The 24543-nt window shown below is 67.1% G+C and carries 23 protein-coding genes; 13 read left to right on the plus strand and 10 right to left on the minus strand.

Features of this window, described 5'->3' with window-relative positions; translation table 11 throughout:
* From mptB to A5625_RS03695, 4 genes are all read left to right on the plus strand, one after another.
* Positions 1 to 452, plus strand: a 452-nt coding sequence (mptB, locus tag A5625_RS03680; RefSeq protein ID WP_197515953.1) for a polyprenol phosphomannose-dependent alpha 1,6 mannosyltransferase MptB, incomplete at its 5' end; no start/stop codon positions are given.
* The gene (locus A5625_RS03685) at positions 449 to 1411 is read left to right on the plus strand and encodes an ABC transporter ATP-binding protein (protein ID WP_197515954.1); all 963 of its coding nucleotides are present in this window, start codon (positions 449 to 451) and stop codon (positions 1409 to 1411) included. The genes mptB and A5625_RS03685, both read left to right, overlap by 4 nt.
* Before the next feature lie 77 nt (positions 1412 to 1488).
* Entirely contained in the window at positions 1489 to 2199 is a 711-nt protein-coding gene (locus A5625_RS03690; protein WP_232003396.1) for an ABC transporter permease, read from the plus strand.
* A 53-nt stretch (positions 2200 to 2252) separates the two neighbouring features.
* Complete coding sequence (locus tag A5625_RS03695) at positions 2253 to 3194, plus strand: heme A synthase (protein WP_197515955.1); 942 nt, start codon at positions 2253 to 2255, stop codon at positions 3192 to 3194.
* On the opposite strand, the gene A5625_RS03700 is transcribed toward A5625_RS03695, so the two are convergent.
* Positions 3144 to 3815, minus strand: coding sequence for a hypothetical protein (locus tag A5625_RS03700; RefSeq protein ID WP_066989150.1), 672 nt, complete (start codon positions 3813 to 3815; stop codon positions 3144 to 3146). The two genes, A5625_RS03695 and A5625_RS03700, sit on opposite strands and share 51 nt — an antisense overlap.
* Before the next feature lie 19 nt (positions 3816 to 3834).
* On the opposite strand from A5625_RS03700, the gene A5625_RS03705 reads away from it, so the two are divergent.
* The gene (locus A5625_RS03705) at positions 3835 to 4809 is read left to right on the plus strand and encodes a quinone oxidoreductase (RefSeq protein ID WP_066989153.1); all 975 of its coding nucleotides are present in this window, start codon (positions 3835 to 3837) and stop codon (positions 4807 to 4809) included.
* A gap of 153 nt (positions 4810 to 4962) precedes the next feature.
* On the opposite strand, the gene A5625_RS03710 is transcribed toward A5625_RS03705, so the two are convergent.
* Complete coding sequence (locus A5625_RS03710; RefSeq protein ID WP_066989155.1) at positions 4963 to 5889, minus strand: heme o synthase; 927 nt, start codon at positions 5887 to 5889, stop codon at positions 4963 to 4965.
* Positions 5890 to 6147: 258 nt separating this feature from the next.
* Between A5625_RS03710 and tkt the strand changes: the two genes are divergently transcribed.
* The 7 genes from tkt to A5625_RS03745 all read left to right on the plus strand — a co-directional run bounded on the left by tkt (position 6148) and on the right by A5625_RS03745 (position 14017).
* Positions 6148 to 8238 (plus strand): transketolase, encoded by a 2091-nt coding sequence (gene tkt, locus A5625_RS03715; protein WP_066989157.1) that lies wholly within the window; start codon positions 6148 to 6150, stop codon positions 8236 to 8238.
* A gap of 16 nt (positions 8239 to 8254) precedes the next feature.
* Positions 8255 to 9376: a transaldolase gene (gene tal, locus A5625_RS03720; protein ID WP_066989159.1), complete on the plus strand. Its 1122-nt coding sequence runs from the start codon at positions 8255 to 8257 to the stop codon at positions 9374 to 9376.
* The gene (zwf, locus tag A5625_RS03725; RefSeq protein ID WP_066989161.1) at positions 9373 to 10917 is read left to right on the plus strand and encodes a glucose-6-phosphate dehydrogenase; all 1545 of its coding nucleotides are present in this window, start codon (positions 9373 to 9375) and stop codon (positions 10915 to 10917) included. The genes tal and zwf overlap by 4 nt, the downstream gene beginning before the upstream one ends.
* Positions 10918 to 10930: 13 nt before the next feature.
* Complete coding sequence (gene opcA, locus A5625_RS03730; protein ID WP_066989164.1) at positions 10931 to 11842, plus strand: glucose-6-phosphate dehydrogenase assembly protein OpcA; 912 nt, start codon at positions 10931 to 10933, stop codon at positions 11840 to 11842.
* Positions 11839 to 12594, plus strand: coding sequence for a 6-phosphogluconolactonase (gene pgl / locus A5625_RS03735; protein WP_066989166.1), 756 nt, complete (start codon positions 11839 to 11841; stop codon positions 12592 to 12594). The genes opcA and pgl overlap by 4 nt, the downstream gene beginning before the upstream one ends.
* Before the next feature lie 75 nt (positions 12595 to 12669).
* On the plus strand, positions 12670 to 13068 hold the full coding sequence (locus tag A5625_RS03740; protein WP_066989168.1) for an ATPase: 399 nt from the start codon (positions 12670 to 12672) through the stop codon (positions 13066 to 13068).
* A 19-nt stretch (positions 13069 to 13087) separates the two neighbouring features.
* Positions 13088 to 14017 carry a histone deacetylase family protein gene (locus tag A5625_RS03745; RefSeq protein WP_066989170.1) on the plus strand — a complete coding sequence of 310 codons (930 nt, stop codon included), beginning with the start codon at positions 13088 to 13090 and terminating at the stop codon, positions 14015 to 14017.
* A 2-nt stretch (positions 14018 to 14019) separates the two neighbouring features.
* On the opposite strand, the gene A5625_RS03750 is transcribed toward A5625_RS03745, so the two are convergent.
* The 3 genes from A5625_RS03750 to ppc form a co-directional block, all read right to left on the minus strand.
* The gene (locus A5625_RS03750; protein ID WP_066989186.1) at positions 14020 to 15006 is read right to left on the minus strand and encodes an aldo/keto reductase; all 987 of its coding nucleotides are present in this window, start codon (positions 15004 to 15006) and stop codon (positions 14020 to 14022) included.
* Between the two features lie 105 nt (positions 15007 to 15111).
* Complete coding sequence (locus A5625_RS03755; RefSeq protein WP_066989172.1) at positions 15112 to 15903, minus strand: DUF4239 domain-containing protein; 792 nt, start codon at positions 15901 to 15903, stop codon at positions 15112 to 15114.
* Between the two features lie 73 nt (positions 15904 to 15976).
* Positions 15977 to 18784, minus strand: coding sequence for a phosphoenolpyruvate carboxylase (ppc, locus tag A5625_RS03760; RefSeq protein WP_066989173.1), 2808 nt, complete (start codon positions 18782 to 18784; stop codon positions 15977 to 15979).
* A gap of 138 nt (positions 18785 to 18922) precedes the next feature.
* On the opposite strand from ppc, the gene A5625_RS03765 reads away from it, so the two are divergent.
* Positions 18923 to 19840 carry an LLM class F420-dependent oxidoreductase gene (locus tag A5625_RS03765; RefSeq protein WP_066989188.1) on the plus strand — a complete coding sequence of 306 codons (918 nt, stop codon included), beginning with the start codon at positions 18923 to 18925 and terminating at the stop codon, positions 19838 to 19840.
* A gap of 24 nt (positions 19841 to 19864) precedes the next feature.
* On the opposite strand, the gene secG is transcribed toward A5625_RS03765, so the two are convergent.
* The 5 genes from secG to A5625_RS03790 form a co-directional block, all read right to left on the minus strand.
* Positions 19865 to 20098, minus strand: a complete 234-nt coding sequence (secG, locus tag A5625_RS03770) for a preprotein translocase subunit SecG (protein ID WP_065054303.1) — start codon at positions 20096 to 20098, stop codon at positions 19865 to 19867.
* 30 nt (positions 20099 to 20128) lie between these two features.
* The gene (tpiA, locus tag A5625_RS03775; RefSeq protein ID WP_066989175.1) at positions 20129 to 20914 is read right to left on the minus strand and encodes a triose-phosphate isomerase; all 786 of its coding nucleotides are present in this window, start codon (positions 20912 to 20914) and stop codon (positions 20129 to 20131) included.
* A 2-nt stretch (positions 20915 to 20916) separates the two neighbouring features.
* The gene (gene pgk / locus A5625_RS03780) at positions 20917 to 22158 is read right to left on the minus strand and encodes a phosphoglycerate kinase (RefSeq protein WP_066989178.1); all 1242 of its coding nucleotides are present in this window, start codon (positions 22156 to 22158) and stop codon (positions 20917 to 20919) included.
* Between the two features lie 3 nt (positions 22159 to 22161).
* A complete protein-coding gene (gene gap / locus A5625_RS03785; protein WP_066989180.1) occupies positions 22162 to 23181 on the minus strand; it encodes a type I glyceraldehyde-3-phosphate dehydrogenase in 1020 nt (339 codons plus the stop codon).
* 170 nt (positions 23182 to 23351) lie between these two features.
* Positions 23352 to 24543 (minus strand): NAD(P)/FAD-dependent oxidoreductase (locus tag A5625_RS03790; RefSeq protein WP_066989182.1); only part of this gene is annotated, 1192 nt, incomplete at its 5' end.

Consider the following 24543-nt stretch of genomic DNA (forward strand, 5'->3'; position numbering starts at 1 on the left):
GGTTGCTGCTGGCCGTCTTCCGTGGCCGGCTGCACCCCATCGGCGGGCTGGGCGTCGCGCTGGGCATCACGGTGCTGCTGTTTCCGGTGGTGCAGCCCTGGTATCTGCTGTGGGCGATCATTCCGCTGGCCGCCTGGGCAACCCGTACCGGCTTCCGGGTGGCCGCGATCGTGATCAGCCTGGTCGTCGGCATCTTCGGCCCGACCGCCAACGGCGACCGGTTCGCGCTGTTCCAGATAGTGGACGCCACCCTGGCCAGCACCGTGATCGTGGCCGTGCTGATCGCGTTGACCTACACGCGGCTGCCCTGGCGCCGCCTGCCGGCCCAGGGCGCCGAAACCAACGGCCAACCGGGCACCGACGCGGCGACCCGGCCGGACACCACGTCAACCCCCGGGACGTCGACCCCCGGGTCGACGCCGGCCCATGACGCCTACGCTGATTCCACGTGAGCTCGGCCTTTAACGTCCGCGAATCCCCCGACACAGTGGTGCGGCTACGCGGAGTCACCAAGAAATACGGGTCCGGCGCAACGGCGGTGGAGGCCGTCTCCAACCTCGATCTCGAGGTGCACGCCGCCGAGGTGCTGGCCCTGCTCGGCCCCAACGGCGCCGGCAAGACCACGACGATCGAAATGTGCGAGGGCTTCGTGCGCCCGGACGCCGGCACCATCGAGGTGCTCGGCCTGGACCCGATCGCCGACAACGCGCGGCTGCGCGCGCGGATCGGGGTGATGCTGCAGGGCGGCGGCGGCTACCCCGCGGCCCGGGCCGGAGAAATGCTCAACCTGGTGGCGGCCTACGCCGCCGACCCGCTGGATCCGGCCTGGCTGCTGGACACGCTGGGCCTCACCGACGCCGCCCGCACCACCTACCGGCGGCTCTCCGGCGGCCAGCAACAGCGGTTGGCGCTGGCCTGTGCGCTGGTCGGCCGCCCCGAACTGGTGTTCCTCGACGAGCCCACTGCCGGTATGGACGCCCACGCCCGGCTGCTGGTGTGGGAACTCATCGACGCGCTGCGCCGCGACGGCGTGACGGTGGTGCTGACCACACATCAACTCAAGGAGGCCGAGGAACTCGCCGACCGGCTGGTGATCATCGACCACGGGAAGACCGTGGCCTCCGGCACGCCCACCGAGCTGATGCGCAGCGGGGCCAAAGACCAGTTGCGATTCAGCGCACCGCCGCGCCTCGATCTGTCGCTGTTGTCCTCGGCACTGCCGGAGGATTACAAAGCCACCGAAGTGACGCCGGGCGAGTACCTGGTCGAGGGTCACGTGGACCCGCAGGTGCTGGCCACCGTCACCGCGTGGTGCGCGCGAATCGACGTGCTGGCCACCGACATGCGCGTCGAGCAACGCAGCCTCGAGGATGTGTTCCTCGACCTCACCGGCAGGAAGTTACGGCCTTGACGGACAACGAGCCTCAATCGAACCTGTTCCCCCCGGGCACCTTCGCCCCGGATCCGCGGCCCAGCGCGGTGCCGAAAATGCTTGCCGCGCAGTTCGGTTTGGAGCTCAAGCTGCTGCTGCGCAACGGCGAACAACTGCTGCTGACCATGTTCATTCCGATCACGCTGCTGGTCGGGCTCACCCTGTTGCCGCTCGGCTCGTTCGGCCAGCACCGCGCGGCCACCTTCACCCCGGTCATCATGGCGCTGGCGGTGATCTCGACGGCGTTCACCGGGCAGGCGATCGCGGTCGCCTTCGACCGGCGCTACGGCGCACTCAAGCGGCTCGGGGCCACCCCGCTGCCGGTGTGGGGGATCATCGCGGGCAAGTCGCTGGCGGTGGTCACCGTGGTGTTTTTGCAGGCAATTCTATTGGGCGCCATCGGTTTTGCGCTCGGTTGGCGACCCACGCCGGCTGCCCTGGCGCTGGGTGCGGCGGTCATCGCGCTGGGCACCGTGGTCTTCGCGGCGCTGGGGCTACTGCTCGGCGGAACGCTGCGGGCCGAGATCGTGCTGGCGGTCGCCAACCTGATGTGGTTCGTCTTCGCCGGACTGGGCGCGCTGACCGTGGAAACCGGCATGATTCCGGCGGCCGTCAAATGGGCGGCCCGGCTGACCCCGTCGGGCGCGCTCACCGAGGCGCTATCCCAGGCGATGACCATGTCGGTGGACTGGTTCGGAGTGATCGTCCTGTTGGCGTGGGGCGCCGTGGGTGCGTTGAGCGCGCTGCGCTGGTTCCGCTTCACCTGACGTACTACAGGTTGTAGTTTTCGGTGCCTTAGGATCGGGCCGTGGTTGGACGGATGCTGTTGCGCGTGGTGGACCTGCTGCCCAACCCCAGTCTGGGTGTGCAGCGCCTGATCGCCGCAGCCGTCATTCTGACCCAGGGCGGCATCGCCATCACCGGCGCGATCGTCCGCGTCACCGCGTCGGGCCTGGGCTGCCCCACCTGGCCGCAGTGCTTTCCGGGCAGCTTCGTCCCGGTGGCCCACGCCGAGGTTCCGCGCATCCATCAGGCCGTCGAATTCGGCAATCGAATGGTCACTTTCGCCGTGGTGATCACCGCGGCCCTGGCCGTGCTGGCCGTGACCCGGGCACGCCGGCGCCGCGAGGTACTGGTGTATGCCTGGCTGATGCCGGTATCCACCGTGGTGCAGGCGGTGATCGGCGGCATCACGGTGCGCACCGGGCTGCTGTGGTGGACGGTGGCCATCCACCTGCTGACCTCCATGACGATGGTGTGGCTGGCGGTGCTGCTCTACGTGAAGGTCGGCGAGCCCGATGAGGCAGCGGTTCGCGAGCGTGTGGTCAAGCCGCTGCGCGCCCTGACCGCCCTGTCCGGACTGAATCTGGCCGCGGTGCTGGTCACCGGCACGCTGGTGACGGCCGCCGGCCCGCACGCCGGTGATCGCAGTCCTACCCGGACGGTGCCGCGTCTGAGAGTCGAAGTCGACACCCTGGTGCACCTGCACTCGTCGCTGCTGATCTCGTATCTGACGCTGGTGGTGGGGCTGGGCTTCGGGCTGCTGGCGGTGCGCGCCGGCCGGCCCGTGATGCTGCGGCTTGCGGTCTTATTGGTGCTGGTGCTGGCGCAAGCCGCCGTCGGCACCGCGCAGTACTACACCGGGGTGCCGGCCGTGCTGGTCGCCCTGCACGTTGCCGGCGCCGCGGCATGCACGGCGGCCACCGCGGCGCTATGGGCGGCCATGCGAGAGCGGGCCGAGCCCGAGCCGCTCGCAGGCTGACTCCACCGCAAGCACGAACCGGCGTTCGGCGAGCTCGCGGGCGCCGGCATCCAAGCGCCGCCAGCCGAGCGCCGGAGCCACCACATCGAGGCTGACCAGGCGGTCCCCGGCCACGTCGGCCCGGGCGTACAGCAGGTCGGCAGAGCCGACTCCTGAGCGGCCGGCCGCCGCTGCCAGCGCGGCGTGGCCGACGTCCCACGACTCGAACTCCGGCTCCACCGGCCAGGCGTGGGACCGGTTGCCGCCCAGGAAGATCAACGTGGCCACGGACCGGCCCGGCGGCCGGTCACGCATCGTCGGCACCCCGTCGTCCTCGAGATCACGCAGATACCACTCATCGAGGTTCCAAGCCACCGCGCCGGGAGGGTTGAGCAGGTGTCGCGTGGCCCGCGTCCACGCCAGGAATTCGTCGCGCCGGTGCGGGTCATCCGCGGTGGCCCGCAGTATCACCAAATCTGCGCTTGCGGTTTCCGGATCGTCCCAACCCAACCAGCGCGCGTGCAGACCGCGCCGGCGCAGGGCGCCCACCAGCCCGGCGTCGTCATCCGTGCCGCCCGCAACGTCAGCGGACCCCGCCAGCACGATGCGGGGATGGAAGACATCCGGGCGAGCGAGTTTCATGCCCGGGCATGATAAGCACATGCACGCAATCGAAGTCAGTGAAACCGGCGGCCCCGAGGTGCTGCGCTACGTCGATACTTCCGAGCCCAAGCCCGGACCCGGCGAGGTGCTGATCCAGGCCGAGGCCATCGGCGTCAACTACATCGACACCTATTTCCGCTCCGGGCAGTATCCGCGGGAGGTGCCGTTCATCCTCGGCTCCGAATTGGCCGGCACCGTCGCCGCCCTCGGGGACGGTGCCGACGATTTCAGCGTCGGCGACCGCGTGGTCAGCGCCGCGGCTTCCGGTGGCTATGCCGAATATGCAACGGCCCCAGCACATTTGACTGCCAAGCTGCCCGACGGCGTGAGCGCCGACGTGGCGGCTTCGTCGCTGTTGAAGGGGCTGACCGCCCACTACCTGCTCCATTCGGTGTATCCGGTGCAGGCGGGCGACACCGTGCTGGTGCACGCCGGTGCGGGCGGTGTCGGGCTGATCTTGACGCAGTGGGCTGATCTGCTCGGCGCGCGGGTGATCAGCACGGTCTCGACCCCGGAGAAGGAGCGACTGTCCCGGGAAGCCGGCGCCGACGAGGTGCTCCCCTACCCCGAGGACGCGAACGCGTTCGCCGAGCGGATTCGCGCACTGACCGCCGGCGCCGGGGTGGCCGCGGTGTACGACGGCGTTGGCGCGACCACCTTCGATGCCAGCCTGGCCAGCCTGGCCATCCGGGGCACGCTGGCACTGTTCGGCGCGGCCAGCGGGCCAGTTCCGCCGTTCGACCCGCAGCGCCTCAACGCCGCCGGCTCGGTGTTTCTCACCCGGCCCACGCTGGCGCATTTCGTCCGCACCGGCCAGGAATTCAGCTGGCGGGCCGACGAATTGTTCGCCGCGATCGCCGGCGGTGACATCAAGGTCGAGGTCGGCGGGCGCTACCCGCTAGCCGAAGCGACCCGGGCCCACCAGGATCTGCAGGGTCGCAAGACGGCCGGTTCGATCGTGTTGCTGCCCTAGTCACCTCAGTCACCTCCAGGGTCCCTGGCGGGGAACTAGAGACTCTTGCCCACCTTCGAGCGACAATGCCGTCGCGACGGCGCTTGTCGCTGAGAGGCGGGCAACAAGCGTGCCGGTCCACGGCGAGACAGGTGGGCCGGAAGTGGTCGGAAATCAGAACAGGTGCGGCAGCCCGATGGCCGAGTCGATCGCCAGCGCGCAGAACACCACCGCCAGGTAGTTGTTCGACTGCAGGAACAACCGCAACGGCTTGACCGCCTCGCCGGCCCGGACCCCGGCGTAGAGCTGGTGGGCCATCGCCAGGAACCACACCCCGGCCGCCACGGCGACCGCCGCGTACAGCCAGCCGGTCGCCAGCGCCAGCGTCAGCGTGGACAGCACCGTCAACCAGGTGTAAATCAGGATCTGCTTGGTCACCTGACGCTCGGTCGCCACCGCAGGCAGCATCGGCACGCCGGCCGCCTTGTAGTCGTCCTTGTAGCGCATGGCCAGCGCCCAGGTGTGCGGCGGCGTCCAGAAGAAGATGATGGCGAACATCACCAGGGCCGGCCAGCCGATGGTGCCGGTGACCGCCGACCAGCCGATCATCACCGGCATACAGCCGGCCGCGCCGCCCCACACCACGTTCTGCGAGGTACGGCGCTTGAGCAGCAGCGTGTAGACGAACACATAGAAGGCGATCGTGGCCAGAGCCAGCAACCCGGACAACAAGTTCGTCGTCCACCACAGCCAGAAGAACGACGCCACCGTCAGCACCAGGCCGAACACCAAGGCGTTGCGGGTGGGCACCGCCGCCCGCGCCAACGGGCGGCGGGCGGTGCGCTTCATCACCTTGTCGATGTCGGCGTCGGCCACGCAGTTGAGGGTGTTGGCGCCCCCGGCGGCCAGCATTCCGCCGATCAGCGTGTCGATGATCAGCAGCGGGTTCACCGTGCCACGCTGGGCCAGCAGCATGGCCGGGATCGCCGTGACGAGCAGCAGTTCGATGACCCGCGGCTTGGTCAGCGCAAGATAAGCCAGCACCGTGCCTTGTATTCGGCTTGGCAATTGGCTCGGCGCGGCGCGCCCGCGAACGCTCACGCAATAACTCCTTGGGGTCGCAGCGGCGCGCAGCATCTACTACACACGATGGTAGACCGCGATGTGGCGATGGCCCGCCCGCGGGTCCATTCCCGCAGTTTTTTGCCAGATTTCCGAACTGAATGTTAAGCGCTTTCAACGGGCGCGTAATTTTCACATCTGCCGGCTGCGGGTATCCGAAAATCCTGCGCTGCAAGAGCCGGCCTTCCCGCACTAGGGTGGGATTGATCAGCTCGATGGACCCCAAGGACTTAGTCTGTGACGACACTCGAAGAGATCTCTACGCTGACCCAACCGCGCCTTCCCGACGACTGGACCGAGCTGGACTCGGCCGCCGTCGACACCATTCGGGTGCTGGCCGCCGATGCGGTGCAAAAGGTCGGCAACGGCCATCCCGGCACGGCGATGAGCCTGGCTCCCCTGGCTTACACCCTGTTCCAGCGGACGATGCGGCACGACCCCAGCGACACCTACTGGCTGGGCCGCGACCGGTTCGTGTTGTCCTGCGGGCACAGCAGCCTCACCCTGTATCTGCAGCTGTACCTGGGTGGTTTCGGCCTGGAGCTGTCCGACATCGAGTCGCTGCGTACCTGGGGATCCAAGACACCCGGGCATCCAGAGTTCCGGCACACCAAGGGTGTTGAGATCACCACCGGCCCGCTCGGGCAGGGCCTGGGTTCGGCGGTGGGCATGGCGATGGCCGCGCGTTACGAGCGGGGCCTGTTCGATCCCGACGCCGCCCCGGGCACCAGCCCGTTCGACCATTTCATCTACGTGATCGCCTCCGACGGCGACATCGAAGAGGGCGTCAGTTCGGAGGCCTCGTCGCTGGCTGCTGTCCAGCAGCTGGGCAACCTGATCGTTTTCTACGACCACAACGAGATTTCCATCGAGGACGACACGAACATCGCGCTGTGTGAGGACACCGCCGCGCGGTACCGGGCCTACGGCTGGCACGTGCAGGAAATCGAGGGCGGCGAGAACGTCGTCGCGATCGAGGAGGCCATCGCCAACGCCAAGGCGGCCACCGACCGGCCGTCGTTCATTTCGCTGCGCACCATCATCGGCTATCCCGCACCCAAGCTGATGAACACGGGCAAGGCGCACGGCGCGGCCCTGGGCGACGAGGAAGTGGCCGCCGTCAAGGAGATCCTCGGCTTCGACCCGGACAAGAACTTCGAGGTCCGCGACGAGGTGATCGCCCACACCCGCAAGTTGGTGGATCGTGGCAGGGAAGCGCACGAGAAATGGCAGGCGGATTTCGACGCCTGGGCGCAGGCGCAACCCGAACGCAAGGCACTGCTGGACCGATTGACGGCCGAGGAGCTGCCCGATGGTTGGGACGACGACCTGCCGCACTGGGAACCCGGCTCCGACCCGATCGCCACCCGCAAGGCCTCCAACGAGGTGCTCAACAAGGTCGGACCGAAACTGCCGGAGCTGTGGGGCGGTTCGGCCGACCTGGCGGGCAGCAACAACACCACCATCAAGGGCGCTGATTCCTTTGGGCCGCCGTCCATTTCGACCAAGGACTACACGGCGCACTGGTACGGCCGCACGCTGCACTTCGGTGTGCGCGAGCACGCGATGGGCGCCATCCTGTCCGGCATCGTGCTACACGGCCCGACCCGGGCCTACGGTGGCACGTTCCTGCAATTCTCCGACTACATGCGCCCGGCAGTCCGGTTGGCATCGTTGATGGACATCGACACCATCTACGTCTGGACGCACGACTCCATCGGGCTGGGCGAGGACGGCCCGACCCACCAACCGATCGAGCACCTCGCGGCGCTGCGGGCCATCCCGAACCTGTCGGTGGTTCGCCCGGCCGACGCCAACGAAACGGCCTACGCCTGGCGCACCGTCCTGGCCCGCGGCAACGGCAGCGGCCCGGTCGGCCTATGCCTGACTCGCCAGAACCTGCCGGTGCTCGAGGGCACCAGCGCGGACGGTGTCGCGCGGGGCGGCTACATCCTCGGCGACGCCGGCGGTGACGAGCCCGACGTGGTGCTGATCGCCACCGGTTCGGAGGTCCAGCTCGCGGTCGAGGCGCAAAAGTTGTTGGCCGACAAGGACATTGTGGCCCGGGTGGTCTCGATGCCGTGCGTCGAATGGTTCGAGTCTCAGCCTGACGACTACCGCGACAGCGTGCTGCCGCCGACCGTGTCGGCCCGGGTGGCGGTCGAGGCCGGCGTCGCGCAGAGCTGGCACAAGCTGGTCGGCGACACCGGCAAGATCGTCTCGATCGAGCACTACGGCGAATCCGCCGACTACAAAACCTTATTCCGTGAATTCGGCTTCACTGCCGAAGCCGTCGCCAACGCCGCGGAAGAAGTAGTGGATAACTGAGGAAAGGGTAATTCACATGACCGCTCAGAACCCTAACCTCGCGGCCCTGAGCGCCGCGGGGGTTTCCGTGTGGCTCGATGACCTGTCCCGGGACCGGCTGCGGTCGGGCAACCTGCAGGAGCTCATCGATACCAAGAGCGTCGTCGGCGTGACCACCAACCCGTCGATCTTCCAGAAGGCGCTCGCCGAGGGCGACGCCTACCAGGGCCAGATCGCCGAACTCGCCGAGCGCGGCGCAGATGTCGATGCGACCATTCGCACCGTCACCACCGATGACGTGCGCAATGCGTGCGATGTGCTCAAGCGGGAGTGGGAGGCTTCCGACGGCGTCGACGGCCGGGTGTCGATCGAGGTCGACCCCCGGTTGGCAAGCGAGACCGACAAGACCATCGCGCAGGCCGTCGAGCTGTGGAAGATCGTGGACCGGCCGAACCTGTTCATCAAGATCCCGGCGACCAAGGCCGGCATCCCGGCGATCACCGCCGCTCTCGCGGAAGGCATTTCGGTCAATGTCACGTTGATCTTCTCCGTCGAGCGGCATCGTCAGGTGATGGATGCCTATCTGGCCGGCCTGGAGAAGGCGCGCCAGGCTGGGCATGACCTGTCCAAAATCCATTCCGTTGCTTCGTTTTTCGTGTCCCGGGTGGACACCGAGGTCGACAAGCGGCTGGAGAAGATCGGATCGGATGATGCCAAGGCGCTGCTGGGCCAGGCCGGGGTCGCCAACGCCCGGCTGGCCTACGCGGCCTACCAGGAAGTCTTCGAGGGCGGTGATCGCTACCAGTCGCTCAAGGCCGACGGGGCCCGGGTTCAGCGACCGCTATGGGCGTCGACGGGCGTCAAGAACCCCGACTACTCCGACACCCTTTACGTCACCGAGCTGGTGGCGCCCAACACGGTAAACACCATGCCGGAGAAGACGATTGACGCGGTCGCCGACCACGGTGAGATCAAGGGCGACACGGTCACCGGTACCGCTTCGGACGCCCAGCAGGTGTTCGACAAGCTGGACCAGATCGGCATCGACCTGACCGACGTCTTCAAGGTGCTGGAAAACGAAGGTGTGGAGAAGTTCGTGGATTCCTGGACCGAGCTGCTGGAGGAAACGCAGAAGCAGCTGGGTTCCGCCTCCAAATGAGCCCAGCCCGCACCGAGCAACAGTGGCATAACCCGTTACGGGACAAGCGCGACAAGCGGCTCCCGCGCATCGCCGGGCCGTGCGGGATGGTCATTTTCGGCGTCACCGGCGACCTGGCCCGCAAAAAGGTCATGCCGGCGATTTACGACCTGGCCAATCGCGGCCTGCTGCCGCCCAGCTTCTCGCTGGTGGGGTTCGCCCGCCGGGATTGGAGCACGCAGGATTTCGGCAAGGTGGTGCACGAGGCGGTCAAGGAACACTGCCGCACGCCGTTCCGGCAGGAGAACTGGGATCGGCTGGCCGAGGGATTTCGTTTCGTACCAGGCGCTTTCGACGATGACGACGCGTTCGGCCGGCTGGCCGAGACCCTGGACAAGCTGGACGCCGAGCGGGGCACCGGCGGCAACCACGCCTTCTATCTGGCCATCCCGCCCAAGTCCTTTCCGGTGGTGTGCGAGCAGTTGCACAAGTCCGGTTTGGCGCGCCCGCAGGGCGAGCGGTGGAGCCGGGTGGTCATTGAGAAGCCGTTCGGCCACGACCTGGAAAGCGCGCAGGCCCTGAACAAGGCTGTCAACACGGTCTTTCCGGAGGAGGCGGTCTTCCGGATCGACCACTACCTGGGCAAGGAGACGGTCCGCAACATCCTGGCACTGCGGTTCGCCAATCAGTTGTTCGACCCGATCTGGAACGCGCACTACGTAGACCATGTGCAGATCACCATGGCCGAGGACATTGGTCTGGGCGGCCGCGCCGGCTACTACGACGGCATCGGCGCCGCCCGCGACGTCATCCAGAACCATCTGATGCAACTGCTCGCGCTGACCGCGATGGAAGAGCCGGTCAGCTTCAGTCCGTTGGCGCTGCAGGCCGAGAAGATCAAGGTGCTCTCGGCCACCCAGCTCGCCCAGCCGCTGGACGAGACCACCAGCCGCGGCCAGTACACCGCGGGCTGGCAGGGCGGTGAGAAGGTCGTCGGGTTGCTCGACGAAGAAGGGTTCGCCAAGGACTCGACCACCGAGACGTTCGCCGCCATCACGCTCGAGGTGGACACCCGCCGCTGGGCGGGTGTGCCCTTCTACCTGCGCACCGGAAAACGCCTGGGCCGCAGGGTGACCGAGATCGCGTTGATCTTCAAGCGTGCGCCGCATCTGCCGTTCGATGCGACCATGACCGACGAGCTGGGCACCAACGCCATGGTGATCCGGGTGCAGCCCGACGAAGGCGTCACGCTGCGGTTCGGCTCCAAGGTGCCAGGCACCGCGATGGAAGTCCGCGACGTCAACATGGACTTCTCCTACGGCTCGGCGTTCGCCGAGGAATCACCGGAGGCCTACGAACAGCTGATCCTCGACGTGCTGCTCGGCGAGCCGTCCCTGTTCCCGGTCAATGCTGAGGTCGAATTGGCTTGGGACATACTTGATCCCGCACTCAACAACTGGACGGCCGGCGGCAAACCCGAACCCTACGAGGCGGGTACCTGGGGCCCGGACTCGGCCTTCGAGATGTTGCACCGCACCGGTCGGGAATGGCGGCGGCCTTGATGGAGCAGCAATCGTGATCATCGACATGCCGGACACCACCACCACGGCGGTCAACAAGAAACTCGACGAACTGCGCGAACGGGTCGGTGCCGTCACGATGGGCCGGGTGCTGACACTGATCATCGCGCCGGACAGCGAGGAGATCTTAGAAGAGTCGCTGGAAGCGGCCAACGACGCCAGCCATGAACACCCGAGCCGGATCATCGTGACGATGAGGGGCAATCCCTACGCGGACAAACCGCGCCTGGACGGGCAGTTGCGGGCCGGCGGCGACACCGGCGCCAGCGAAGTCGTCGTGCTGCGGCTGTCCGGGCCGCTGTCCGGCCACGCCGCCAGCGTGGTCACCCCGTTCCTGCTTCCCGACATCCCGGTAGTGGCCTGGTGGCCCGACGTCGCCCCGGCGGTCCCCGCACAAGACCCGTTGGGCCGGTTGGCTATTCGTCGCATCACCGACGCCACCAACGGGGTCGACCCGTTGGCGGCCATCAAGAGCCGGCTGCCCGGCTATACCGCCGGTGACACCGACCTGGCCTGGGCGCGCATCACCTACTGGCGCGCGCTGCTCACCTCAGCCGTCGACCTGTCGCCGCACGAACCGATCGAGTCGGCCCTGGTGTCCGGTCTGGGCACCGAGCCCGCCCTGGACGTCCTGGCGGGATGGCTGGCCAGCCGGATCGACGGCCCGGTGCGCCGGGCGGTCGGCGAGCTCAAGATCGAATTGGTGCGCAACAGCGAAACCATCGTCTTGAGCCGCCCGCAGGAAGGAAGGACGGCGACGTTGAGCCGGACCTCCCGACCGGACGCCCTGCTTCCGTTGGCGCGCAGGGAAACCGGCGAGTGTCTCGCCGAGGACCTGCGCCGGCTGGATCCCGACGAGATCTACCAATCAGCGCTTGAAGGCATTGAGAAAGTGCAGTACGTGTGAGCACCAGCATCGAAATCTTCCCGGACAGCCAAGCCCTGGTCGAAGCCGCCGCCACGCGACTGACCGGCACCATCGCCAGCGCCGTGGCGGCACGCGGCCGAGCGCTCGTCGTGCTGACCGGCGGCGGCAACGGCATCGGGCTGCTGCAGTCGCTGGTGGGCCGAGACATCGACTGGGCACGCGTGCATCTGTTCTGGGGTGACGAGCGCTATGTCCCGGAGGACGACGACGAGCGCAACGACAAGCAGGCGCGGGCCGCATTGCTCTCCCATATCGATATCCCGTCCAGCCAGGTGCACCCGATGCCGGCCAGTGACGGCGAATTCGGCACCGACCTCGCCGCCGCAGCGCTCGCCTACGAGCAGTTGCTGGCCGCCAATGCCGCGCCCGGGCAACCGGTTCCGAATTTCGATGTGCACCTGCTCGGCATGGGCCCCGAGGGCCACATCAACTCGTTGTTCCCCGACACCCCGGCCGTGCTCGAAACCACCCGGATGGTGGTGTCGGTCGACGACTCCCCCAAGCCGCCGCCGCAACGAATCACCTTGACGCTGCCCGCGATTGCGCGTTCCCGCGAAGTGTGGTTGATGGTGTCCGGTGGCGCTAAGGCCGACGCGGTGGCCGCGGCCATCGGGGGCGCCGCACCGGTTTCGGTTCCGGCCGCCGGGGCGGTCGGGCTGGACACCACGCTGTGGCTGCTCGACGAGGACGCGGCGGCCAAGCTGCCGTCGAACCCGTCCGGCGTGGCGTGACCAACTTCTGGAACGCGGTAGCGCCTTGCACGTCGTGCATGCCTTTAGGCTCCCGTGCGCTGCGGCCGGGTCATAATGACGGTCATGGCAGACAGAACCGTGCGCGCGGGGCAAGAGCGAAGCCGGATCAAGACGCTCACCCAAGCCGCGTTGAACGCCGACAAAACGGTGGAGCAGGTCGAAGACGTCCTGGACGGGTTGAGCAACACCATGAAGGAGCTCAGCAGTTCCCTATCGGCCCTGAACGCCACGGTGGAGCGTCTGGAACAAGGCCTGGACCACCTGGACGGCACCATGGCCAGCCTGGACGATCTGGCCAAGCGGTTGATCGTGCTGGTCGAGCCGGTGGAGGCCATCGTCGCGCGGGTCGACGACATGGTGCGGGTCGGCGAGACGGTGATGTCCCCGCTGGCGATCACCGAGCACGCGGTGCGCGGCTTGGTGGACAGGCTGCGCAACCGGACCGGGCAGTAAGCCCTCGGCAGGACTTCCGATGGCCACGCTGCTGCTGCACCACTCCGCCTTCGCCGACCACCAGACGGCTCCCGGGCATCCGGAGCGGCCGGATCGCTACCGCGCGGTGGAAGCGGCGCTGAGCCGGCCGCAGTTCGACACCCTGGTGCGTGAGGAGGCCGAGCCCGCCGACCTCGCGACGACGCGTTACGTGCACTCCAATCGCTACGTTGACGCGCTGGAAGCGGCCCGACCCGAGCATGGCTACGTCTACCTCGACGGCGGGGACACCATGATGGAGCCGTCCACCTGGGAGACGGCGCTGCGCGGGGTGGGCGCCACATTGCAGGCGGTGGACAGGGTTCTCACCGGCGATGCGCAGAATGCGTTCGTCGCGTGCCGCCCGCCGGGCCATCACGCCGAGACCGATCGGGCGATGGGCTTCTGCCTGTTCAACAACATCAGCATCGGCGCGCGTCATGCACAGCGCAAACATGGGCTGATGCGAGTCGCCATCGTCGATTTCGACGTCCATCACGGCAACGGGACCCAGCAGATCTTTTACTCCGACCCGAGTGTGCTCTACGCGTCCACGCATCAGATGCCGCTGTTTCCCGGGACGGGTGCGAAAGGAGAAACCGGGGTCGGCAACGTCTTCAATTCTCCGTTGGCGCCCGGCGACGGCGGATCCGAATTACGCGCGGCCTTTCAGCAGCGGATACTTCCTGCGCTGCAGGCGTTTTCGCCCGAGTTGATCATCGTGTCGGCTGGCTTCGACGCCCACCAACGCGATCCGCTCGCCTCGCTGACCATGACGGCCGCCGACTTCGGCTGGGTCACCAGAGAATTGATGACGTCGGCCGAAAAGCTTTGTGGCGGACGGTTGGTGGCGGTGCTCGAAGGCGGTTACGACCTGCAAGCTCTCGCCGAATCGGTCACCGCGCACGTCGGCGAGTTGCTGAAGGGCTGAAGCTAACTGGCCTTCTGATGCATCTCAGGGTACGGACCGCCGACCGGTGTCGCCGCCCCGAGAATGTCGTCGATCGCAACCAGATCCCCTTCGGTCAGGGTGACGTCGGCCGCGCGGGCACTTTCCTGCAGATAACGCAGGTGCTGGGCCCCGACGATGGCGACGTGCACACCGGGCTGCGCGATGGCCCGCGCGATGGCCAACTGGCTGATGGTGATCCCCAGGCCGGCGGCCAGGCTTTCAAGCCGCGCAACAACTTCCAGGTTACGCAGGAAGCCGTCACCGCTGAAGATGTCGCTCTTGGAGCGCCAGTCCTGGGCGGCGAAACTGGTGTCGGCCTTCATGGTTCCAGTCAGCAAACCATGAGCCAGCGGGCCGTACACCATCACCCCGATATCGTGCTCGCGGGAGTACGGCAACAACTCGGCTTCGATGTCGCGACGAAACAGGTGGTAAGGCGGCTGCACCACCTCCACCGGAAGCGTCTCGGAAAACTCCCGCACCTGCGCGGTGTGATAATTCGATACGCCCACGTGCCGAATCTTGCCTTCCGACACCAATTCCGCGAGCGCGCCGGCGGTCTCGGCAGCCGGAGTGTTGGGATCGGGCCAGTGCACCAGGTAGACGTCGATGTGGTCGATGCCCAGCGCGTTGAGACTGGACTCCACACCTTTTCTCAGCCATTCCGGGCTGCCGTCCCGGACCAGCCCGTGGTCGGTGGCACGCAATCCGCCTTTGGTGGCGACCACCACCTCGTCGCGGGACTTTTTGAGATCGTCGCGCAGAGCCTTCCCGAGCAGGCGTTCGGACGCCCCGAATCCGTATTGCTGGGCGGTGTCGAAGAAATTGATCCCCAGGTCGCGGGCGCTGCGGATCATGGTGATCGCGGCGTCCTCGTCGGCATGGCCCCAGTCGCTACAAAACTCCCAGGTACCGAAGGCCAACCGGGAAACCTCAAGCCCTGTCTTGCCGAATGTGATGGTCTGCAATGCCAACCCTCCCCGTTGCATAGACGTCCACTGCGTACGGCCGTGCGGCCAAGCCCCCGGACCCAACCATAACCAGGCCCCTGTTGCGGCCGCCAAGGTGAATGCTCAGCGCGGGAAGTACCGGCTGTCGTTGTCGACGGAATCGAAAATGTCCAGGGCGTGCTGAAACGGCCCGGAGGTGATCCGTTGCTGGGTCGCATACGAGTGGTCGAGTTGGAACACGACGCACAGCAGCAGACCCAGCAGCACCGCGACCGTACTGGACACCATGACGTGGCCGACCGTGCTACCCATCCGCAGCAAACCGGTAAACGCAACCAGCACAACCGCGCCGAAGATCAGGCCCGCCCACATCAGCCCGGGTATCCGGGGCTTGGTGCCCACGATTCGCTCGTTGCGGTCGGAAGCCAACACGCTCAACTGATTGAGGAATTGCTGATTGATCGGCTTCGCCGCGATGTTGGGCTGCTGGCGACCGACAGTGCGATACATCCGGGTGATCGCGGCGCGTGCGCCGTCGTTGCGCTGCTTGTTCCACTCGGGGCCGGCCACCGCGCCCGCGTATTTGCGCAACAACTCCTGAATTTCGGTGCGCTCCGGTTCGGGCATCGCGACGGTTTGCCGGTACATCGTCGTCAGCGCCGACGCCTCACCGGAGACGACGACCTGCGTGGATGAGAAGTGCTCCCAGCTGGTCACCACGGTGAGACCCAGCAGAGCGCCGTAAATGAATCCGACGACGATGACGAACGAGTTGATCGCCGGATTCTGTTCTTTCCCATACCGTTGTATCGGCAGAATGCGGTTTCCCAGCCAGATGCTGACCACCGCAAGGGCGATCGCGACGGCGATGACTGAAACCAGAAGTAGCCACAGGGGTAGTCCGGATCCGCTCACTGGTCTCCTTGGTCGATGTCGCGTCAATCAGGGTAGGCGCGACCGGGTCCGTCCGGCGACCGATTCGCAAGTATCAGCCGCTGTTTCGCAGCGCGCTGGCCAGTCCGTTCATCGTCAGCAGAATGCCGCGCTGCACCAATTCGTCGTCGTCGCCCGAGCGGTACCGGCGCAGCAGCTCCACCTGCAGGTGGTTGAGCGGCTCGAGATACGGGAAGCGGTTGAACACCGAACGCGCCAGCGAAGGGTTGTCGGCGAGCAGGTTGTCCTGGCCGGTGATGAGCTTGTGCATGGCGATGGTGCGCCGATGCTCGTCGACGATTTTGTCGAAAACCCGGTCGCGTAGTTCTTCGTCGTCCACCAATTCGGCGTAACGCGCCGCCAAGCCGAGGTCGCTTTTGGCCAGCACCTGAGCCAGATTCGACAGCACGCTGCGAAAGAACGGCCACCGCTGGTAGAGGTCATGCAGGATGTCCACCCGCTCGGTTTCGGTTTCCGGGCCCGCGGCGATCCACTGCTCGAATGCCGACCCGGTGCCGTACCAGCCGGGCAGCATCACCCGCGATTGGCTCCACGCCAGCACCCATGGGATGGCGCGCAGGTCCGAGATGGACTGGGTGGGTTTACGTGAGGTGGGCCGGCTACCGATGTTCAGCGAACCGATCTCGCTGACCGGCGTGGAAGCCATGAAATAGTCCACGAAACCCGGTGTCTCGTGCACCAATTCGGCGTACGCACGCTGCGCCAGGGTGGCCACTTCGTCCAACACCGCGTACGCCGGCTCCGCGGTGTCGCCCAGGCCCTCGACATCCAGCAGCGTGGACTCCAGCGTGGCCGCCAACAGGCTTTCCAGATTGCGTTGCGCCACTTGTGGTTCGGCGTATTTGGCGGCTATCACCTCGCCCTGCTCGGTGAGCCGCAGCGAGCCGTTCACGGCTCCGGGCGGCTGCGCCAAGATGGCTTCGTAGCTCGGACCGCCGCCCCGGCCGACGGTACCTCCGCGACCGTGGAAGAGCCGCAACCGAATTCCGGTTTTGCGCGCGACTTCAACCAAGGCCAGCTCGGCGCGGTAAACCGCCCAGCTGGAAGCCAGATAGCCGCCGTCCTTGTTGGAGTCGGAGTAGCCCAGCATCACTTCCTGGCTGTCGCCGCGCGCCGCCACCAGTGCCCGGTACAGCGGGAGCTCGAGCATGGCATGCAGGATCGTCGCACCGTTGTGCAGATCGTCGATCGTCTCGAACAGCGGTGAGATGCCCACCGGGCAGTACGGCGTGTCTCCGGACGCATCGATCAGGCCCGCTTCCTTGAGCAGGATTGCGGCCTCCAGGACGTCGGAGACCGAGCGGCACATCGAAATCACGTAGTTGGGAATCGCGGACGGTCCGTACCGCTGGATGGCGTGCGCGGCCGCACGCACCACGCCCAGCTCGCCGCGCGCCAGGTCGGACAGTTCCGCGCGGTCGCCGACCAGCGGTCGGCGGGTACCGAGCTCGGCGGCCAGGAGTTCGACCCGCTCGTCTTCGGCCAGCGAGCCGTAATCCGGATGCACCCCGGCCCAGGCCAACAGCTCGGTGACCACCTCCTCGTGCACGTCGGAGTTCTGCCGCATATCCAGGCCGCACAGATGAAAACCGAAGACCCGCACGCCTTCTCGTAGCAGCGCCAGGCGATCGTCGGCCAGCAGCGCGCTGCCGTGCTTACGCAGTGACGCATCGATGGTGTCCAGGTCGGCCTGCAGCTCGCCCGGTACGGAATACGGCGTCAACCCCAGATCCAGCTCGTGCTGGGGTCGCCGGTCCAGGATCTCGGCGCCCGTCGCGGTCAGCCGGGCGCGGATCACCCGCACCGCGCGCCGATACGGCTCGTCGGCGCGGGCCTTCTCCGCGCAGCCCTCGGCCAGCTCGGTCAGCTCGGGCGTCACCGCGACCAGGCGCGCCGACATGGACAGCTCCTGCTCCAATGCGGTCAGTTCGGCCAGGTAGTGCGCCAGCGCGGTGAAGGCGGCGCTGCCGGTGGCCTGGCGCACCACGTCGGCGGTCACGTTCGGGTTGCCGTCCCGGTCGCCGCCGATCCACGAGCCGGGCTGCAGCATCGGCTGGTCCAGCAGGTCGGCGTCGGGCCAGCGGGTCCGCAACGCATCCCGGACCTCGGCGTTGACCTGCGGGATCACCTTGAAGAACGCGGCGGCGTAATACCGCAGCCCCACCTCGATCTCGTCGGTGATCTGTAATCGGGACAACCGGATCAGTGCGGTCTGCCACAGCGTGAGGACCTGGCGGCGCAACTCGAGTTCGATGTTGCGGCCGTCGTCGGTTTCCCGGTGCCCCTCGGCGTGCAGCCGCATCAGTTCGGTGATGCGGTGCTGGGTGACGAAGACGGTGCGCCGGCGCGTCTCGGTGGGGTGCGCGGTGATCACCGGGGCCACCACGGCACCCTTGAGCGCGTCGGCGACGGTGGCTGAATCCAGTTGCGCCCGATCGAGTTTGGCGTAGGTCGCGGCCAAGCTGCTGTCCTGCGGCGCCTCGCCGGCGGCGACGTGAATCGCCCGGCGACGTTCCCGGTGGATGTCTTCGGCGACGTTGGCCAGCAGCGCGAAGTGGCTGAACGCCCGGATCACCGGGATGGCCTGGTGGATGTCGATGCCGTCGAACATCTGCGCCAACTCGGCCCGGTCGATCTCGGAGCGCCGCACCCGGAACGACTCCACCCGGGCGCGTTCGACGAGCTCGAACACCTCGTGCCCGTTCTGCTCGCGCACCGTGTCGCCCAGAATGGTGCCCAGCAGCCTGATGTCGGCCCGCATCGGCTCCGTCGCCTCACGACCGACCAGGGTGCGCTGCACGGCGCCAATCGGTGCCAGCGCGCTGTCGAATGCCTCAGCCATGGGACCCAGTATCGACGCGGATGTCGGCTTCCGCCCGTCGGGGATCACCCGCAACCGCGAATTACCGTGGCGCCCAGTGGGTCAGATCACCGTGATTTGGCAGGAATGATGGGCCTGCTGAGCGTGTTGGTTGCGAACATGTCCGCCGGAATCATTCTCATGGCCCGTCCCGACGCCCCCAATCTGGTCGATGACGTGATAGCCCAAGCCAAACGGGCCCACGAGCTCGGGGTCGCGCAGGTGTGGCTGCCCCAGCAGCAGAATTACGACGCGATCGCGCTCGCCGCGGTCGTCGGAGCCGCCGTGCCCGGGCTGGGCGTGGGCACCTCGGTGGTGCCGATCAACCCCCGCCACCCGCTGATCATCGCCTCATTGGCGCAAACGGCGCAGGCCGCCGCGCACGGAAACTTCAGCCTGGGGCTGGGACTGGGTGCCCGCCAAGTGGAAGGTCCCGCGTTCGGCACCGAATGGCCCAACACCATCACCCGGCTACGCGAGCACCTGACGATACTGGCGTCGGTGTTCAACACGGGCGGCGTCGACTTTCATGGCAGCGAACTCAGCGCCAGCCCCACCTGGCCGGTGCAGGTGCCCGGCGGTACACCGATCCCGGTGTATGTGGCGGCGATGGGCCCCAAGGCATTGCGGGTCACCGGCGAACTGGCCGACGGGACACTGCCCTACTTGGCCGGGCCCCGGACTATCGGAGAATTCATCGTGCCCGAAATCACCAAGGCGGCGGCCGAGGCGGGCCGCCCGGCACCCCGCGTCATCGCCGCGGTGCCCGTGCTGTTGTCCGACGACGTCGAGGGCGCTCGCGCCGCCGCCGCCCAACAGCTGAGCTTTTATGAGGCCATCCCGTCCTATCGCAATGTGATCGCCCGAGAGGGCCTCGCCAGTGTCGTCGACCTCGCCGCAATCGGACCCGAGGAATCTGTCGCACGCCAGTTGCGCCGCTACCGTGACGCCGGAGCCACCGACGTCGTGCTCAGCCCGCTGGACCGTTCCGGCTCGGTCGACCGCGAAGCACTGTGGAGACTCACCGCAGCAATGTGAACGCGCGGAATCAGCTATCGCCCGTTACCGGTATTTGATCAGCAGTTCCATGCCGACGATGCACACCAGCCAGATGGCGGTGATGAAATACGTCAGCCGGTCCAGGTTCTTCTCCACCACTGTGGAGCCGGACAGGCTGGATTGCACACCGCCACCGAACAGCGTGGACAGGCCGCCACCCTTGGCGCGGTGCAGCAGCACCAGCAGCACCACCAGGATGCTGGTGACGACCAGGGTGATCTGTAGAGCCAACTGCATGACGGCTAGCCTACCGGGACCGGCCCGTTCTCAGGGCAGGGGCCCACCGGCGGCGATCGCCGCGAGCGTCGCGAACTGCTCGCCGTCCAGGGACGCACCGCCCACCAGACCGCCATCGATGTCCTCGCGGGCGATGAGCTCACCGATGTTCTTGGCGTTCACCGATCCGCCGTAGAGCACCCGCACGTCCTCGGCGATCTGCGGTGACGCCAGGGTGCCGAGTTGGGCGCGGATCGCTGCGCACACCTCTTGGGCGTCGGCCGCGCTGGCCACCCGCCCGGTGCCGATGGCCCACACCGGTTCGTAGGCGACGACGACCTTGCTGATCTGTTCGGCGGACAGCCCGGCCAGCGAGCCGCGCACTTGTTCCTCGCAGTGGCTGACGTGCTTTCCGGCCTCGCGGATGTCGAGGTGCTCGCCGATGCAGACGATCGGAGTCAATTCATGCTTGAGCGCCGCAGCCGTCTTGGCGGCCACCACCGCGTCGTCCTCGTGGTGGTAGGTCCGCCGCTCGGAGTGCCCGACAACGACGAACGTGCAGCCCAGCTTGGCCAGGAAAGCACCGCTGATATCGCCGGTGTAGGCACCCGAATCGTGCTCGGACAGGTCTTGCCCGCCGTAGGTCAGCCGCAGTTTGTCGCCGTCGACCAGGGTCTGCACGCTGCGCAGATCGGTGAACGGCGGCAGCACCGCGACGTCGACCTTGTCGTAGTACTTGTCCGGCAACGCGAACGCGATCTTTTGCACCAGCGCGATCGCTTCGAAGTGGTTGAGGTTCATCTTCCAGTTGCCGGCGATCAGCGGTTTGCGGCTCACGCTTAGGGGCCTTCCTGGTTGCGGTCGGGCTGGGGTCGGCTCAACACCTCGATACCCGGAAGTGTTTTGCCCTCAAGGTATTCCAGCGACGCTCCGCCACCGGTGGAGATGTGCGAGAAGTCGCCCTCCGGGATGCCCAGCGCGCGCACTGCGGCCGCGGAGTCGCCGCCGCCCACCACGCTGAACGCGCCCTTGCCGGTGGCCTCCGCGATGGCCTCGGCGACACCCTTCGTGCCGGCGGCGAAGGCGGGGAACTCGAACACGCCCATCGGGCCGTTCCAGAACAAGGTCCTGGCGTTGCACAACAGCGCCGTGAACCGTTTGACCGATCCCGGTCCGATATCCAGGCCCATCGCGTCGTCCGGGATGGCGTCGGCCGACACCGTTTGCGGCGGTGAGTCAGCCGCGAACTTCTCGGCCACCACGATGTCCCTCGGCAGGCGCAGCACGTCGACGTAGGTGTCGAGAAGGTTCCGGCAGGTTTCCACCATGTCTTCTTCGAGCAGCGATTTGCCCACCGAATATCCCTGCGCGGCAAGGAAAGTGAAGCACATGCCGCCGCCGATCACGATGCTGTCGGCCTTGGTGGCCAGCGACTCGATGACACCGAGCTTGTCGGACACCTTCGACCCGCCCAGCACCACCGCATACGGGCGTTTGGTGGAGCTGGTCAACTGCTCCAGCACCTGGATCTCCTCGGCGACCAGCGTGCCGGCAAAGTGCGGCAGCAGGGTGGCGATGTCGTACACGGAGGCCTGCTTGCGGTGCACCACACCGAAGCCGTCCGAGACGAATGCTCCGGTGGGCCCGACCAATTCGGCCAGCCGCTTGGCCAGCGCCAGCCGCTCGCCGTCATCCTTGCTGGTTTCGCGGGCGTCGAAGCGGATGTTCTCCAGCAGCAAGACGTCACCGTCGGTCAAGCCCTCGGCGCGGGCCAGCGCGTCGGTGCCGACCACGTCGCCGGCCAGTTGGACGTGCCGGCCGAGCTGCTCACCGAGCGCCGCGGCCACCGGGGCCAGCGACAACTTCGGGTCGGGTCCGCCCTTGGGGCGCCCCAGGTGCGCGGTGACCACCACTTTGGCGCCCGCCTCGACCAACGTCTTCAGCGTCGGCACCGAGGCGATGATCCGGCCGGGGTCCGTGATCTTCCCGTCGTCGAGCGGCACGTTCAGATCGGAGCGAACCAGCACGCCGCGACCGGAAATACCTTCGGCGAGAAGGTCTTTCAGAGTGTGGACAACCACGGTTTACAGCGACTTGCCGACCAGGGCGACCAGGTCGACGAGGCGGTTGGAGTAGCCCCATTCGTTGTCGTACCAGGACACCACCTTGGCTTGGTTGTCGATCACCTTGGTCAGACCCGAGTCGAAGATCGAGCTGTGCGGGTCGGTGACGATGTCGCTGGACACGATCGGCGCGTCGTAGTACTTCAGGATGCCCTTCATCGGCCCTTCGGCGGCGGCCTTCATCGCGGCGTTGATCTCGTCGGCGGTGGCTGACTTCTTCAGCTCGGCGGTGAGGTCGGTGACCGAGCCGGTGGGGATCGGCACCCGCAGCGCGTACCCGTCCAGCTTGCCCTTCAGCTCCGGCAGCACCAGGCCGATGGCCTTGGCCGCGCCGGTGGAGGTCGGCACGATGTTCAGCGCCGCGGCGCGGGCCCGGCGCAGATCCTTGTGCGGCCCGTCCTGCAGGTTCTGGTCCTGGGTGTAGGCGTGGATGGTGGTCATCAGGCCCTTGACGATGCCGAACTCGTCGTGCAGCACCTTGGCCAGCGGTCCCAGGCAGTTGGTGGTGCACGACGCGTTGGAGATGATGTTCTGGCTGCCGTCGTACTTGTCGTCGTTGACGCCCAGCACGATGGTGATGTCCTCGTCGGTCGCGGGCGCGGAGATGATCACCTTCTTGGCGCCGGCGTCCAGGTGGCCCTTAGCCTTGGCGGCGTTGGTGAAGATGCCGGTGGATTCGACGACGACGTCGACGCCCAGGTCACCCCAGGGCAGCGCCGCCGGGCCTTCCTTGACCTCCAGCGCCTTGATCTTCTTGCTGCCGACCACGATGGTGTCGTCGCCCTCGAGGCTGACGTCGTAGGGCAGGCGGCCCAGGATGGAGTCGAATTTCAGCAGGTGCGCCAGGCTGGCGTTGTCGGTGAGGTCGTTGACCGCGACCACCTCGATATCAGCGGTGCCTTGCTCCTGTTGAGCCAATAAGGCCCGGTAGAAGTTCCGCCCGATTCGACCGAAGCCGTTGATACCTACTCGGACCGTCACTTGTCTCTCCTCATTTCCTGAGTCGTCTTTTCGATGTCTTTTCCATGTGCGCTAGACACTGCCTGTGGTCAGCCTAGATCAGCAACACGCACGGTTGCCGGGCCGGTCAGAGTGTGGACCGTTGCCTTCGCTGGCTGGCTGTCGGCACACGTCAGAAGGTGTGCCGAACATCACCCGCCAGCGCGCTTGCGCACCCAGCGCAGCGCCGCTTCGGCGGCGTGGTAGCCACACAGCCCGTGGATACCGGCTCCCGGCGGCGTGGACTGCGAACACAGGTAGACACCCGGCACGCCGATCGCATATGGGTTGGTGGAGATGCGCGGCCGCAGGATGACCTGGAGGCCGTCGTTGGCGCCGCCGATGATGTCGCCGCCGATGTAGTTGGGGTTGTAGGCCGCCAGTTCGGCGGTGCCCAAGCTGGCGGTCGCGACGATGCGGTCGCGGAACCCGGGGGCGAACCGCTCGATCTGGTCGACGATGGCCGCGGTGGCGTCGCCGGTGTAGCCGAACGGCACATGGGCGTAGGACCAGATGGGGTTGATGTTGGCCGACGACCGCGACGGGTCGGCCAGGTACTGCTGCCCCACCAGGACGAACGGCCGCTCGGCCATTTTGCCTTGCGCGCGTTGACGTTCGGTATCGGCGATCTCGGCGAAGGGACCCCCGAGGTGGACGCTGCCGGCACGCCGGCAGTCGGGGTTGGTCCAGGGGATGTCGCCGTCGATGGCGAAGTCGACCTTGAATGCCGAGGATCCCTGGCGGTAGCGCCGGTAGGACCGCTTGATGCGGGCGGGCATGGCGTCGCCGTAGATGCGCAGTGCCGCGGCGGGGCTCAGGTCGAGCATGACGATGTCGGCGTCGGGGATGTCGCGCCGGCCGGTGACGGTCACGCCGGTGGCGATGGTGCCGCCGTGCGCTTCCAGGACGGCGGCCAGGGCGGCGATGATCGACCCCGATCCCCCTTCGGCAACCGGCCAGCCGTACCGGTGCGCGGTGGCGGCGAACATCAACCCGAGCGCCGTGGTCAGCGGGCGGTCCAGTCGGGTGTAGGCGTGGGCGGCCTGACCGCCGAACAGGGCCCGTGCCTGCTCGGTGCGAAACCAGCGGGCCATCACGGTGGCCGGCAACACCGCTCGCGGCCCGAAGGCGGCGAGGCGAATCGGGTGATGCGGGATGTTGATCACCGGGCGCAGCACATCGTGAGCCAGGTCGTCGAAGTTCGCGGCAAGGTCGCCCACGGCGCGCCGCCACCGGGTGGCGTCTGGCCCCATGGTGTCGGCCGTCCGGTCGATCGATTGGTACAGCACGCCCGCGGTGCCGTCGTCGAGCGGATGTGCGCAGTCGATTTCCGGCCACCGCAAC

The sequence above is a fragment of the Mycobacterium sp. 1465703.0 genome (assembly GCF_001672975.1).
In the GTDB taxonomy this organism is placed as follows: Bacteria; Actinomycetota; Actinomycetes; order Mycobacteriales; family Mycobacteriaceae; genus Mycobacterium.